The sequence below is a fragment of the Acinetobacter sp. CWB-G5 genome (assembly GCF_019209785.1).
GTDB classification, from domain to species: Bacteria; Pseudomonadota; Gammaproteobacteria; order Pseudomonadales; family Moraxellaceae; genus Acinetobacter; species Acinetobacter johnsonii.
The window spans coordinates 1-14,740 of the sequence record NZ_JAHUTF010000013.1; the positions used below are offsets into that span (position 1 = coordinate 1).

A 14,740-nucleotide genomic window follows, 5' to 3' on the forward strand; every position below is an offset into this window, starting at 1 on the left:
ATTTGATTGTTAGTATGCAACATGAGAAGTTACCTTTATTGATTGAGATTCGACACCTTTAATCAAAATCGGTAACTTCTTCTTTTTCAAGCTCTGTGTCAGATTAAGTCGGAACTAATACATTTTATCAATCAGCTGATAAATGCGCTTTGGCCCTTTTATGGTGTATCGCTTTTTCGCCTTGTTTGAATTGTCCATTTATATTGGTGGGCATGGATCATGATTAAATATCTATAAGGTGTTGGAACACTGGCATTGATTTTGCAGTTGAGATGAATAATCTTTGGGGGATTATTCATGAAAAAAATAAAATACTTACTCTTCTTTGTGTGCTGTATTGCTTTACCCAGTTTTGCTGCAGAGCCCCTGCCAACACAGGCTCAAAATATTCAAGAAATTCGTCTCTCGCTCGACAGTGTCTGGGTGGTGCTCGGTGGCATTTTAGTGTTTTTCATGCAAGCAGGTTTTGCCCTGATTGAAAGTGGTTCGGTGCGCTCTAAAAACACCATTAATGTACTCATGAAAAACTATATGGATGCCTGTTTAGGAGGCTTGGTCTTTTGGTTGATTGGCTTTGGTTTGATGTTTGGTGTCAATTCGAGTGGCTGGATAGGAACCTCACATTTTGCCCCCAATGCCATGGATGACTGGCACTGGAACCTCTTGTTCTTTCAAATGATGTTTGCTGCCACCGCCACGACGATTGCCAGTGGGGCGATGGCTGAGCGGATTCACTTTGTGGCGTATATTGTGAGTGCTGCGGTGGTCAGTGGTTTGATCTACCCGATTTTTGGTGCATGGGCTTGGGGGAGCTTATTTGATGGCGAAGGTTGGCTAAAAGCCATGGGTTTCATTGACTTTGCAGGTTCAACGGTGGTGCATTCGATTGGTGGATGGGTGGCTTTAGCCGGAATTATTGTGTTGGGGCCTCGTTTAGGGCGTTTTGGGCGCAATGGACAAGTCCATTATTTGGCAGGACATAATTTACCGTTGGTGGCGCTAGGCGGTTTTATTCTATGGCTGGCATGGTTTGGTTTTAATGCGGCCTCTACTGTGAAGGCGGATGTGAGTATTGGGCGGATTGCCTTGAATACACATTTGGCGGCGTGTGCTTCGGCAGTTGCCTATATGGTTTATACCCTAATACGTGGTAAAGCAATTTTAATGCGCGGCACCATTAATGCCTCCTTGGGTGGGCTGGTTGCAATTACGGCGGGCTGTGCAACCATGAGTCCACTGTATGCCATCATCAGTGGGGCGGTTGCAGGTGTGTTGGTCAGTATTTTACCAGTGGTGATGGAAAAACTCCGCTTGGATGATGTGGTCGATGCGGTGACTGTGCATGGTTTTTGTGGGGCATGGGGCACATTGGCAGCGGGTTTGTTTTTTGAAAACAATATGTTTAATGCGGGGATCATTGCGGTACAAGGCTTGGGGATTTTGACAGCCTTTACGTGGGGTTTTGGTGTGGCATTGATCGTCTTTAAAGTCTTGGACCTCGTTCTTGGTGGTTTGCGGGTGAGTAAACAACATGAACAACGTGGCTTGGACTATACAGAACATGCAGAACTGTCTTATCCCGAGTTTCAGCGTGATGTGACGTTTGAAACTGATGATATGACCAAACGTCATTAATGAAAGAGGATAGCTCATGTCGACTGAAACATTAACTATTTTACAAAAACGCCAAGCGATCGAGCGTGGACTGAGTCGGTACTTACAAGGAACACTTTTAGAGCAAGTATTAAATCACTGGGAAGCGAAATATGGTGATCAACCCTCCTTTGTCCTGAATCGTTTTTTGAGTGAAGTTTGCACCACAGAGGAATTACGTTACTTCCGAAAAGACATGCTCAAAAATGTCTTGGCCGAGATGGCCCAAGTTGAAAAACAAGTGTTGTTGAATCCCTCTGCAAAAGCATCGAAAAGCGAACAAGGGGGAGCAGCGTTACTCGATGCATTGACGTTTTTTATGCAAAATATCTGTCAAGCGGTCAAAGCCGTTGATGTGCAGGAGTTTGAGCGTGAGGTAAAAACGCAGCTAGACGCTTTATCCATTGTGATTGATAGGTATCAGGCCTTGAATGATCGAGCGTTGCTCGAAGCTTTGCCTATGACTCAGTATGCGCAGGTCTTGACGGTCTGTTATGAAAATTATTGTGAGTTTTATGGTCCAGCAAAAGCAGATCAGCTCTATGCCCATGTGAAGCGCCAAGTGAAAGAGCGTTACCCAATGGTCGATATGCATCGCTTAATTTAAATAAAATTAGACATAAAAAAAGCGACCTTCAGGTCGCTCTTTTCATATTAGGCTACAGTTTCTTCTGGGGCTGCACGCCAAAGGCTTTCTAGGTCGTAGAAACGACGTGCTGTTGGCAACATCACGTGCACAACAACAAAGCCAAGATCAATCAAGATCCATTCTGCATCACGTTCGCCTTCGACACCGAGAGGGCGAAAACCTGCTTTACGTGCTTCTTCAGCAACGTTATCAGCAAGTGCTTTGATGTGACGCGTTGATGTACCGCTTGCAATCACAATTGCATCAGCGACGTTGCTGATTAGGCTGACATCAATCGCTAAAATATCTTTTGCTTTTACATCTTCAAGGGCTTCATGTACAACTTTTAAGCAAGCTTGTACGTCGGCAGCTTGGGTATTCATTGCGAAATCGTGAGAATTAGAAGCGCTGGGCGATGGTTCTAAATTCATAAAGGGAATTTTTCCGGACAATAACTCATCTTATAATATAGCGTTTTTAGGCGAAAATTTCAAATCCGCAACATTTCAACTTTGAGGATGTGCAGCAAAGTATTTTGCCTTCCATGCAAAGGACTGAGTTGAAACAGTTTTTGGTCGATATTCCGCCGCAATAAAACCGTCATAACTGCTGTGTTGTAGCCATTCAAAAATATTTGCATACATAATTTGTGCAGTATCTGGTTCATGCCGCCCCGGACAGTCTGCAAATTGGATGTGACCAATAGCTTGAATATTTTCTTGTAAGCCTTGCAGTACATCTTCACCCATCATGGCCATGTGATAGCAGTCGTATTGCATTTTAAGTGCAGGGTGTTGTACTGCTTCTAGCATTTCCTGTGCTTGGGCAATATTTTGCACTAGAAAGCGCGGCATATCTGTGCCGTTGATCATTTCAAAGACAGGTTGAATGTCATGTTCACTGAACATGTGGCATGCCAGTTTCAGGTTTTTGGACAAGGTATTTAAACAGGGCAGTAGGTCGGCATCTAGGGGTTGTTTGCCAGCAAGGATATTCACACTTGGCACTTTGAGTGCGCTGGCATATTGCACTGCTAACTGAAGAGCGTGATGAAACTCTAGCTCTTTGCCAGGGATGCCTGCGAGTCCATTGCCACCTGTCATTAAGTCGCCCGTAGGAACGTTAATAAGGCAGAGACTTAAGTCATGAAGCGTAAGCTGAGTTTGAATTTGTTCAATGCTGAGTTCGTAGGGAAATTGGATTTCCACATGTTTAAAGCCAGCGGTTTGAGCCAAAGCAAAACGCTCAAGCAGCGGTACTTCGGTAAAAATCATGGATAAATTTACAGCAAGTTTGGTCATGATTTTCTCCTAATTTTATTTGGCTTGTTGTTCTACTTGTAATATGACTGAGGCAAGATCAGCTTCAGCATAGCCTTGTTGTTGGTGTGCTTGCAATTGCTGAAGTGCTCGCGCTGCAACAGGAATGTCGAGTTGGTGCTGCGCAGCAAGCTGCACGGCGTTGTTCAAGTCTTTGGACAGGGTTTGAACTTTCCACTGTACGGGCTCAAACAGGTGAGTCGCCATACGTGGACTTAAAATTTGAAAGGGTTTCGAATCGGCAAAACCGCCTGCAAGCGCAGGTGCGAGTAAGCGAGTATCCACACCAGCTTTGTCTGCTAAAGCAACCGCTTCTGCAATCAGAGTGCTATTGGCTGCCACAATCAGTTGATTACAAATTTTGGTGGCTTGTCCTGTTCCCGTGTTGCCCATACAGGTGACACGTTGCGACAAGATATTATAAATCAAAGACAAGTCTTGAATCGTCTGTGCATCGCCACCAGCAAAGATGACCAGCGTACCTTGTTCCGCACCGACAGTCCCCCCCGAAACAGGTGAGTCGATCCATTGCACCTGTTTTTGTTCGGCACGTGCTGCAAGACTCAGGGTTTGCTCCACCGAAAGACTGGAAAAGTCGATGATCACTTGCTTCGCCGTCAAAAACGGTTCGATTTGTTCATAAACGCTGAGTGCAGCTTTGTCGTCGGCTAAACATGTTAGGACTATAGGATATTCAGCAATATTCTGTAGTGCTAAGTCTGTAGCCCCCAAATCAATGAGTGCATCGCAGGCACTGCGGGTACGGTTCCATACAGCGACTTCGAAACCTGCTTGAAGTAAGCGGGTGGCCATACGGCTGCCCATGAGTCCCATGCCGAGAAATGCAATTTTAGTGTGTCGATCGAAACTCATGGGACCCTCTTTGATTGTCAGTGATTAAATACTGTTATTTATATTGGCGTGGTAGATACTGCACGTCGGGTTGTTTATCTTTCTTACGTGCGATTTGGCTATTTTTACCTAACAGTAATTTGAGCTGCCAAATTTTTTCCAAACGTAAGGATTTTTTAGGCTCATGCTGCATAGCATCCAACACATATTTTGAGGCCATGAGTGCATCTGGTGAACGTTGTAACATTTCTTCTGCAATGGCTTGAGCTTTAGCAAGCGGTGATTCATCAAGATGTGTGACTAAGCCGATTTCTTTGGCATAAGTTGCATCGAAAATACGTGCCGTAAGTGTTAATTCTTTGGCAAGATCTAGTCCGATTAGACCTTTCAAAGAACGCGTCAGTCCCATATCCGGAACCAGTCCCCAACGGCTTTCCATAATCGACATTTTGGTTGCAGGGTGTGCGACACGAATGTCTGCCGCTAAAGCCAATTGCATACCAGCGCCAAAGCAAAACCCTTCAATCGCGGCAATCACAGGAACAGGCAGTTCTTGCCAAATTAGGAAAGCTTTTTGAAATAGACTTTGTCCCGGTTTAATCAGCTCCCATGCGGCATAGGCGCGATTCTTCGGATTGTTCAAATCGGCAAGATCAATGCCTGCACTAAAGACTTGCGCTTCACCAGTGAGGATGACACAGCGAATGCTGCGGTCTTTTTTAATTTTTTCAGCAGTTTTAACCAATTCGCGCAACAGGTCGAAACTCATCGCATTGCGTTTGTCTGGACGGTTTAGTGAAACTGTGGCAATGCCGTTTTTGTTTTCAATGCGAAGTAAAGCCATGATGAGAACTCTTATTTTTTGCTCGCATGGAGCATAGCATAGCTCTCGTGCGGATAAATGACACCAAGAGTCACGTCGAAACTTGTCTTTGGTGCCATGCTTTTTTGAATGTTTTATGGGCTATGTTTGATTAAAATTTGCTGTGCCGCATGTTGTACTTGTTCAATCACAACTTTGAGTTCATTGAAACGCTTGATGGTTTCTTGAACAAACTGTTCATCTGCTTTACGACGCTCTTTACGTAAGGTTGAAACAAACTGTTCAAATGTCCCTGTTGCTTCTTGTAAGTTGGGTACACCGACATAGCGTGTTGCACCATACAGACGGTGTAGCACATGCTCCAATTGTGGGAAATCTTCCATTTCAATCAACTGCTTCATTTCATGCAGCTCAGTATCAAAACTATCCATTAACATACGCAGTAAGTCGACTGCTAAGTCTTCTTTGTTGGCGGCTAACTGTAAGCTTTGCTGCCAGTCGAGTACCTTCGGATCAAGTGCTTCAATCACGATGGCTTTTTCAACGGGTGAGCCTTTGTTGAAACGATCAGTGGTCCAATGGGTCAGGATTTGGATAATCTGATCAATTTGAATCGGTTTGGTGACATAGTCATCCATGCCGACTTGCAGTAGTTTTTGTTTTTCATCGGCCAATGCATGTGCGGTGAGGGCAATGATGGGCAAACGCTTATGGTTTTCAATGGTTGACTCCAGCGCACGAATGGCACGTGTGGTATCGACACCCGACATGACAGGCATTTGAATATCCATAAATACCAAATCAAAAGCTTTGCTGTCGTGTTCAGCGCGCTCTTGTAAAATCTCTAAGGCTTGTTGGCCGCTTAAAGCTTTTGTTGTCGTGACATTCAATTCGCCTAGTAGTGCTTCAAGGACAATCAGGTTAGGGAGATGGTCATCCACCGCTAAAATATGTAAGCCTTGACCATTGAAGGACTCTATTTCATCTTCTTCAAATAGCGGTTGATTGCTGAGTAATTGAATCAAAGCACTCCGACTGAGCGGTTGGTATAATGGTCGTGCGCGATACTCATTCAGTGTGGTCAAATCGAGTGACATTTGGTAGCCATAAACCGCAAGGTTACCGCTATAACGCTGACGAATTTCTTTTAATAAGGCTTCGGTATCACCACTGTGGTCAACAATCAACCATGTGTTTTCCACATCTTGAGGCAGTCTGTTGAGGTGACTGAACAAGTCTAAAATTGAACTCGATTCGATGTGCTCCACAGCATAATCTTCAAGATAATGACGCAGGATATTGGCCGTTGCAGGATGCGCCAAATACGAGACCACTTGCATATCGCTAAACTGAGGATGCTCGACGTACTCATCCTCTTCATTAACCATAAACATGGCCGTAAACCAGAAGGTGGAACCTTTTTCGGTTGGCGCGCGTTCTTGGTTGTCCTCAAATCCAATTTGCCCTTGCATCAAATGCACCAGCTGTTTGGAAATCGCTAAGCCCAGACCTGTACCGCCAAATTGACGCGTGACCGAAGCATCGCCTTGCGAGAAAGACTCAAACAGTTTTTTACGGTCGGTTCCACTGAGTCCGATACCGCTGTCTTGTACACTAAAGTGCAATAGGCACTGTCCAATATCATCTTGTTCCATTCTTGCGCGGACGATGATCTCGCCATCAGGAGTAAACTTAATGGCATTCGAAATCAGGTTGGTTAAAATTTGTTTAAAGCGTAGGGCATCTCCAACCACATGCTTTGGCACATTGTCAGCATAGTAAAAGGCCATATCGATATGCTTTTGTGCAGCAAGAGGAGACAGCATATCCATAACATCAAAAATTGCTTCTTCTAGATCAAACGTTGCAGTATCGAGTTCTAACTTACCTGCATCAATTTTTGAAAAATCTAAAACATCATTAATCAGTGCCAGTAAGTGTGCAGATGATTTTCGGATGGTTTGTAAATAAAGATTTTGATCATTGTTGAGGTTGTCTTGACGCAGTAACAGGTGAATAAAACCATCAATACTGTTCAGTGGCGTGCGCAGTTCATGGCTGATATTGGCCAAGAATACAGACTTGGACTGACTTGCTGAAATGGCTTGGTCACGCGCTTGACGATAGGTAATGTTTTGCACTTCTAACGTGTCAAGGGTTCGACGTAAATCATCTTCCGTTTGCTCAGTGTGTTCTTTCAACTCTAAAAAACTAAAATGCAGGCGTTTCACCACATTGGCAATATCGCGCTGTAGTAAGCGTAATTCACCAGTACTGTTAATCAGCATGTGTTGATCTAGGGTGTCGGCATTTAAACGTTGCAGCTGCATGCGAATTTCATACATCGGCGCAATCCAGCGACGCGAGTAGAAATTTAAACAGAGTAAAAGCAATAAGAGTGTCAACAGACCTGTCGCAATCAACACAATCAACACGCGATAACGGGCAATTTGTAAGGGCTGGTTATCTAATTCAACCACCAACTGCGCAGGTGTGCCTGTAAATTGGTTGATGGGCAAACCATATACCGTATTGCCTTTAAAATTCATCGGGCCAAAAAAATCAGTATTTTTTTTCAGCGCGGGCCATGGCGCTTGGTCTTGGTAGCCAATGCTGAGTTTGTTATTGCCTTTGTCATCAATAATTGCGGCACGAATCAGATGTTTTTCATCTAACATCTTTTGCATCAAATAACGTGCATTTTCATACTGCCAAGGGGAGGCATTCACCAAATTGATCGCCGCTTCCGCATCTAGCTGATAGCGCGTTAAAATCGCTATCGCCATTTGTCGCTGTTGGGCTTTGGCGGCATTTGAAGTTTCGGTAATAACCAGTAATGCACCTACACAGGCCAAAATCATAATCGGCACGAAAATAAGTGCAATGAGCTGTCCATAAGCATGGTTTAAGTGCAGACGATTAAATAACTTTTTATTGATATTTGACATGGTGCAAGTGATTTATTCCCTATGCTTTGAAGTGTAGCACGCTTTATAAAAAATCGATGGTGCTTTAATCACTTTCACGAAAAAGCACGCTAAATGGGTGCAGGGACAGGCATTTTTCCATACAATAGGCGCACCTCGATCAAGGTGCAAAGAATGAGTACTACATCCACTGATTTTCAAGCAGACGAATTTTTGTTAGATCACTATGTTGGAAAAACTCCACTGGTGCGTTTACAGCGTCTGGCAAGTCACACTCAAGCAACAGTATTGGCAAAGTTAGAAGGTAACAACCCCGCAGGTTCTGTCAAGGACCGTCCCGCGTATAACATGATTATGCAAGCGGAAAAGCGAGGGCAAATCCAGCCGGGCGATACCTTGATTGAAGCGACCAGTGGAAATACCGGCATTGCATTGGCGATGGTTGCTGCGATGCGTGGCTATCAGATGAAACTGATTATGCCCAACAACATGAGCCAAGAACGTAAAGATGCAATGCGTGCTTATGGCGCGGAACTGATTGAAGTAACCAAAGAACAGGGCATGGAAGGTGCACGTGATTTGGCTTTGCAAATGCAAGAAGAAGGCAAAGGGCACGTACTCAACCAGTTTGGTAATCCTGATAATGTTGAAGCACATTATTTAACGACTGGGCCTGAACTTTGGCAGCAAACAGGTGGAAAAATCACTCACTTTGTGAGTTCAATGGGCACTACAGGTACCATTATGGGGGTCTCTAAATATCTCAAAGAAATGAACCCCGACATTCAAATTATTGGCCTACAGCCATCGGATGGTTCAAGTATCGCAGGGATTCGCCGCTGGCCTGAAGAATATTTACCAACGATTTTTGACCGCAGTCGGATTGATCAGATTATTGATATTCCGCAAATTGAAGCAGAAAGAACCATGCGTAAATTGGCGCAAAAAGAAGGGATTAGCGCAGGAACTTCTTCAGGTGGTGCGGTGTGGGCATCGATTAAAATTGCTGAAGAAAACCCTGGTGCCGTCATTGCGTGCATTATTTGTGACCGTGGTGACCGTTATTTATCGACGGGTCTTTTCTCTGTGGTCGATCCTGAATAAAACAATAAAAGAGAGTCCTGCTATGCGTTTACCTGTTCTCACCTTTGATATTGAAACAATGACTGATTTGAGATCGGGGGCGCATTTATATGGTTTAGATTTGCCTGAGGCTGATTTGGAGGCGGCACTGACCAAATTGCGTCGCCAAGAATCAGGCATGGATTTTCAGCGTTTGGCTTTGCATGAAATTGTGTGTATTTCAGGCTTATGGCTGGATGACCAAGGCCAGATGAAACTTTTTTCTTTTAGCCGTGAGCAATATTCGGAAGCAGAAATCCTCAGTAAGTTTTTATCTATATTTGATAAGCGTTTACCAACTTTAGTGAGCTGGAATGGTGCTCAGTTTGACTTACCTGTAATCATGCTTCGTGCTATGTATCATGGTTTAACTGCACCTGCTTTGTTCGATCAAGGCGAAATTGACACACAAAAGCGCTATAATAACTATCAGAACCGTTATCATCAGCGTCACATCGACCTGATGGATGTGATGGCAATGTTTAATGGACGTCATTTCCAAAAGCTAGATGATGTTGCCCATTTATTGGGGTATCCCGGTAAACGAGGCGATGGGGCTTATCATGTACCTGAATATGTTCGGGCACAGGAGTGGCTCAAACTCACCAGTTATTGTGAAGGTGATGTGCTAAATACATGGTTGGTGTATTTGCGTTGGCTTTTGCTCAAAGGGCAATTGCTCGCTCAAGACCACCGTCATTTTATTGATCAAACCATCCAGTTTTTACAGGCTCAGCCGCAGCATCAAGACTTTTTGTCGGTGTGGCGTGAGACCTCACAGCAGACGGCCTTTACCGCTGCTGATTTTTCCCCTTCCCATCTTTAGGTACACATGAAACATAGAGCCAAACCTCGTCCAACTCAACAGCCCAGTTATATTTTTCAGGTTGAGTCACTTTCGCATGAAGGACGCGGCATAGCGCACTATGGTTCGCATCCAGACCATCCTGCGGACAAGCAGGGTAAAAAAGTCTTTATTAGTTATGCATTGCCGGGTGAAACGGTCAAAGCGCAGATTACCCATGCGGTAAAGCGTTTAGAGGAAGCCGATGCTGTCCAGCTTCTCAGTGAAGCCTCTACTTTACGTGTTGAGCCGAAGTGCCCGCATTTTAAAAGCTGTGGTGGCTGTAATATGCAGCACATTCATCCCGATGAACAAATTCGCTTAAAGCAAGATGTGCTTAAATCACATTTGCAGCATTTTGCGGGGATTCAACCGGAAGAATGGTTGCCGCCTTTGCGCTCTTTACGTGAAGACTACCGCCGTAAAGCACGCATTGGGGTGCGTTATTTGCCGCACAAAGATCAATTGGTCGTGGGTTTTCGAGAGCGTCAAACCAATAAACTGACTTCAATTGATCGTTGTTTGGTGTTAGATCAAGAGTTTGGTTCAATCACATGCTTAAAGCAGTTACTCCAAAGTCTAACAGCCAAAGCGGCCATTGGTCATATAGAATTGGCCATGGGGGATTGTGATATCGCCCTCACGGTGCGACATACTGAAAAATTAAACACAGAGGATGTCAACCGATTAAAACAATTTGCGTTAGACAGAGGGTGGCAGTTGTATTTACAAGCTGCAGGCCCAGACAGTCTAAAGCGTGTGGATGATGAACATGCAGAGATGCGTTTACATTATCGTTTAAATGATTTTGATGTGGCATTTGGATTTAACCCACACGACTTTACTCAAGTAAACTCAACCATTAACCCGCAAATGGTGAAATTGGCATGTGACTTGCTAGATTTAAAACAAGGAGAACGTGTTCTCGATTTGTTCTGTGGTCTAGGAAATTTCTCTTTGCCTTTGGCTCGATGCGTGGGAGCAACAGGACAAGTGGTTGGTGTTGAAGGCAGTGAAGAAATGGTTCAACGTGGTGCAGAAAATGCGGAACGTAATGTTCTTCGTCAGTTGAAGTTCTTTTCACAAGATTTAACAAAAGATTTCTCGCATCATTCTTGGGCAAATCAAGGATTTGATGCATTATTGATAGATCCTCCACGTGCAGGCGCAGAGGAAATAATGCATTATATGCCTAACTTTGGTGCAAAAAGAATCGTTTACGTGTCGTGTAATCCAGCGACACTCGCAAGGGATGCGGGGCTGTTGGTACAACAGGGTTATCGATTAGTCAAAGCCGGTGTGATGGACATGTTTACCCACACAGGTCACGTTGAGTCGATAGCATTGTTTGAAAAAGATAATGAGATAAACGATTAAAGAATATGAAGCGTAAAAGTGTAGGAGAAGGGTATGGTCACAGTACGTGAGCAACTACCTGGGCGACTCAATGAGTTGTCTCAGGAGGCGACTGTAGAGCATGCCGAACAAGCTCAACATGATTTGGCTGAATGGTTAGATCGTGTTCGAAGCATATTAGATGATGCGAAGCTTGAGCAACTCGAAGAAGTTGCCAATTTGACTTTACAAAAAGAGTTAGAAACTACGGTTAATCATCGTTCCAATACCTTTTATACCGGTATTGAAATGGCGGATATTCTGGCCCATCTACATGTCGATGAAGACACCTTGGCTGCTGCGATGCTCTATCGTGGTGTACGCGAAGGCGTGATTCCTTTGGCGGAAGTACAAGAGCATTTTGGCGAACAAGTGCATGCACTGGTCAAAGGCACTTTGGCCATGGGTAAGTTATCTGACCTCATTGAGCAGAATAAACGCCTCGAAGATCACTTTAATAACAATCAGCGCGAGCACTTAAACGGCATTTATAAAATGTTGATTTCGGTGACGGAAGATGTGCGCGTAGTACTGATCAAATTGGCTGAGCGAACTTATGCACTGCGTGAATTGGCGACTTCATCTAAAGAACGTCAAGAGCGTGTAGCACGAGAAATCTTAACCATTTACTCACCTCTGGCACACCGTTTAGGGATTGCACAGTTAAAGTGGGAGCTGGAAGATTTAGCCTTTCGCTATTTAGCACCCGATCGCTATAAAGAAATTGCGACGCTGCTGAATGAAAAGCGACTGGAGCGTGAGCAATATATTCAGTTTGTGATTGATACATTGCGTGCATCTTTGAATGAGCATGGCATTGAAGCTGAAATTAGCGGTAGGGTAAAACACATTTATTCGATTTATCGAAAAATGAAAAGTAAGAACCTGAGCTTCGATCAGCTCTATGACATTCGTGCCGTTCGAGTCTTGGTTAAAACTGTACCTGAGTGCTATCACTCATTGGGGATCGTGCATCAAATTTGGCGACATATTCCACATCAGTTTGATGACTATATTACCAATCCGAAAGCCAATGGTTACCGCTCACTGCATACGGCGGTGATTGCGGAAAACAAATCACTGGAAGTTCAGATTCGTACCAAGAGCATGCATGAAGAAGCAGAGCTCGGGGTGTGTTCGCACTTTAACTATAAAGAGGGCGGTAAGAATACCGATCGCTCTTTTAACCATCGTTTACATTCATTGCGTGCAGTACTTGAACACTATCAAGAACGCAATGATGCGAATGTACATAAGTCGGATGAAGACTCTGAAAATTTTGAGCAAATTCAAGATTTTGAAGACTTTGAAAAGATTTATGTGTTTAGCCGTGATGGCGATATTAAAGAGCTCCCACGTGGTTCGACCGTACTCGACTTTGCTTATCATGTGCATACTCAAGTCGGTAACAAGTGTTATGCCGCGCGGGTGAATCAGCGTTATGTTCCGCTGACCTATACCTTAAAAACGGGTGAACAAGTTGAGATTTTAACCAAGAAAGACCGTGAGCCAAACCGTGATTGGTTGGTGAACTCTTTAGGTTATATCAAGACGGCACGTGCGCGTGACAAGCTGCGCCATTGGTTTAGACAACAAGACCGCAGCAAAAACTTGGAAGTGGGCCGTGACCTGCTCAACAAAGAACTTTCACGTTTAGCAATTCACCCAAAAAGTATTGATTTGAATGATTACTGCAATCATTTTAATGTCAAAGCGGGTGAAGATATTCTGATTGCACTGGTTAATGGTGACATTAGTCTGCATGCCTTGATCAATCAGGTGAACCGCCATATGCATTTGGATCAGGACGAACCTGAACTGGTGCTGAAGCCGACATTGAATCCACGTGCTAGTCATACTTTGTCAGCGCATGGCATTCTGATTGATGGCTTAGATAACGTTGAGCTGCATGTGGCGCAGTGTTGTCAACCTGTGCATGGTGAGTCAATTGCGGGTTATATCACCTTGAACCGTGGGGTGAGTATTCATAAAGTGGCGTGTCCTGACTACTTACGCATGATTCAAAATGAACCTGAGCGTGCAGTAGAAGCCGATTGGGAAATGCAGCCAACGCGTGGTCAGAGTGTGCAAATTGTGGTGGAGGCTTATGATCGACGTGGTTTGCTCAAAGATTTGACTCAAGTGATTTTCTCCGATCAAATCAATATTCGTCAGGTCAATACCATCTCTGAAGCAGACGGTATTGCCAATATGAAATTATTGATTGAAGTTAAAGGCTTATCTCAACTATCAAAACTGTTGGCACGATTGGAGCAACAACCGGGCATCATTAGTGCGCGTCGTTTAGTGCAAGGTAACTAAGCGAATTGAAAAAAAAAGAGCCTGCAATTGCAGGCTCTTTTTTTATTTAGAAAGGTACAAGTTGGTTAGGCGATTGAGAAATTGAGGACTGATTTTACTTAGTTGAAATAAAAGCTTGGCTTTGGCACCCACGGCTTGATGGGTTGCAGTGAGTACCGTATCTTTTGCAACAGTACGTTGAAAAACGTGTTGAGCTACATCTTCCGCAGTTAAGTGTACCCCCACGTTTTGAATACTCTTCGCTTGCATATCCTGCACCATGGCAGTTTGTACAAATAGCGGCATGACATCTAACACCCGAATGCCATATTTCTGCCATTCGGTATCTAAGCCTTCGGTGATACCGCGTACTGCAAACTTACTGGCAGAGTACGAGACTAAATCGGCTTGACCATAGATAGCTGAAGCCGATGAAAGGTTGATGACACGAGCAAAATTCGCTTGTTTGAGGTAGGGCAATGCAGCATGGCAGCCATTCAGTACACCATTAACATTGATCGAGATGGTTTTGTGATGTGCGCTGATCTCTGTGTGTTCAAAAGGCCCTGAGAATAGAATTCCTGCATTATTGACCAAAACATTGAGCTCGCCCGCCCATGCGACAAACTCGGCTAAAGCAGTTTGCCAGTCTTGATAGTTGGAAACATCGAGCTGTCCTGCTTTGGCATTCGGGCCGAGGCTGGCTGCCAGCTGTCGGGCTTGAGCGCTATTGATGTCATAAATCCCGACTTTATAGTGATGTGCATAAAATAAGCGGGCGATGGCCGCACCAATACCTTGGGCTGCACCGCTAATCAAAATACTGCGCATTGAAATGGCTCCTTGTTGCTCTTTTTCTTGATGTTATTGTTGTGA

The 14,740-nt window shown here is 44.3% G+C and carries 12 protein-coding genes; 6 read left to right on the forward strand and 6 right to left on the reverse strand.

The annotated features are described in order from the left end of the window. The first annotated feature begins 297 nt into the window (after nucleotides 1-297). Nucleotides 298-1,635 carry an ammonium transporter gene (locus KVY11_RS14815; protein WP_218289376.1) on the forward strand — a complete coding sequence of 446 codons (1,338 nt, stop codon included), beginning with the start codon at nucleotides 298-300 and terminating at the stop codon, nucleotides 1,633-1,635. A 16-nt stretch (nucleotides 1,636-1,651) separates the two neighbouring features. Further along, complete coding sequence (locus KVY11_RS14820; RefSeq protein ID WP_218289377.1) at nucleotides 1,652-2,260, forward strand: hypothetical protein; 609 nt, start codon at nucleotides 1,652-1,654, stop codon at nucleotides 2,258-2,260. 47 nt (nucleotides 2,261-2,307) lie between these two features. Here the strand turns inward: KVY11_RS14820 and rsfS are convergent, their stop codons facing one another. The 5 genes from rsfS to KVY11_RS14845 form a co-directional block, all read right to left on the reverse strand. Then, a complete protein-coding gene (gene rsfS, locus KVY11_RS14825) occupies nucleotides 2,308-2,712 on the reverse strand; it encodes a ribosome silencing factor (protein WP_004692321.1) in 405 nt (134 codons plus the stop codon). 75 nt (nucleotides 2,713-2,787) lie between these two features. Further along, nucleotides 2,788-3,582, reverse strand: a complete 795-nt coding sequence (locus tag KVY11_RS14830) for a hydroxypyruvate isomerase family protein (protein ID WP_218289378.1) — start codon at nucleotides 3,580-3,582, stop codon at nucleotides 2,788-2,790. Between the two features lie 15 nt (nucleotides 3,583-3,597). Continuing rightward, the gene (locus KVY11_RS14835; RefSeq protein ID WP_218289379.1) at nucleotides 3,598-4,473 is read right to left on the reverse strand and encodes an NAD(P)-dependent oxidoreductase; all 876 of its coding nucleotides are present in this window, start codon (nucleotides 4,471-4,473) and stop codon (nucleotides 3,598-3,600) included. A gap of 34 nt (nucleotides 4,474-4,507) precedes the next feature. Beyond that, nucleotides 4,508-5,296: a crotonase/enoyl-CoA hydratase family protein gene (locus KVY11_RS14840; protein WP_004692317.1), complete on the reverse strand. Its 789-nt coding sequence runs from the start codon at nucleotides 5,294-5,296 to the stop codon at nucleotides 4,508-4,510. Nucleotides 5,297-5,409: 113 nt separating this feature from the next. Then, a complete protein-coding gene (locus KVY11_RS14845; protein WP_218289380.1) occupies nucleotides 5,410-8,223 on the reverse strand; it encodes an ATP-binding protein in 2,814 nt (937 codons plus the stop codon). 153 nt (nucleotides 8,224-8,376) lie between these two features. Between KVY11_RS14845 and cysM the strand changes: the two genes are divergently transcribed. The 4 genes from cysM to KVY11_RS14865 are packed head-to-tail and all read left to right on the forward strand — an operon-like array spanning nucleotide 8,377 to nucleotide 13,885. Further along, the gene (cysM, locus tag KVY11_RS14850; protein WP_004692314.1) at nucleotides 8,377-9,306 is read left to right on the forward strand and encodes a cysteine synthase CysM; all 930 of its coding nucleotides are present in this window, start codon (nucleotides 8,377-8,379) and stop codon (nucleotides 9,304-9,306) included. A 22-nt stretch (nucleotides 9,307-9,328) separates the two neighbouring features. Then, nucleotides 9,329-10,150, forward strand: coding sequence for a 3'-5' exonuclease (locus KVY11_RS14855; protein ID WP_004692313.1), 822 nt, complete (start codon nucleotides 9,329-9,331; stop codon nucleotides 10,148-10,150). A gap of 6 nt (nucleotides 10,151-10,156) precedes the next feature. Continuing rightward, the gene (gene rlmD / locus KVY11_RS14860) at nucleotides 10,157-11,545 is read left to right on the forward strand and encodes a 23S rRNA (uracil(1939)-C(5))-methyltransferase RlmD (RefSeq protein ID WP_218289381.1); all 1,389 of its coding nucleotides are present in this window, start codon (nucleotides 10,157-10,159) and stop codon (nucleotides 11,543-11,545) included. A gap of 33 nt (nucleotides 11,546-11,578) precedes the next feature. Then, complete coding sequence (locus KVY11_RS14865; RefSeq protein WP_004979149.1) at nucleotides 11,579-13,885, forward strand: bifunctional (p)ppGpp synthetase/guanosine-3',5'-bis(diphosphate) 3'-pyrophosphohydrolase; 2,307 nt, start codon at nucleotides 11,579-11,581, stop codon at nucleotides 13,883-13,885. 42 nt (nucleotides 13,886-13,927) lie between these two features. Here the strand turns inward: KVY11_RS14865 and KVY11_RS14870 are convergent, their stop codons facing one another. After that, on the reverse strand, nucleotides 13,928-14,695 hold the full coding sequence (locus KVY11_RS14870; protein ID WP_218289382.1) for an SDR family oxidoreductase: 768 nt from the start codon (nucleotides 14,693-14,695) through the stop codon (nucleotides 13,928-13,930). Nucleotides 14,696-14,740 lie beyond the last annotated feature (45 nt).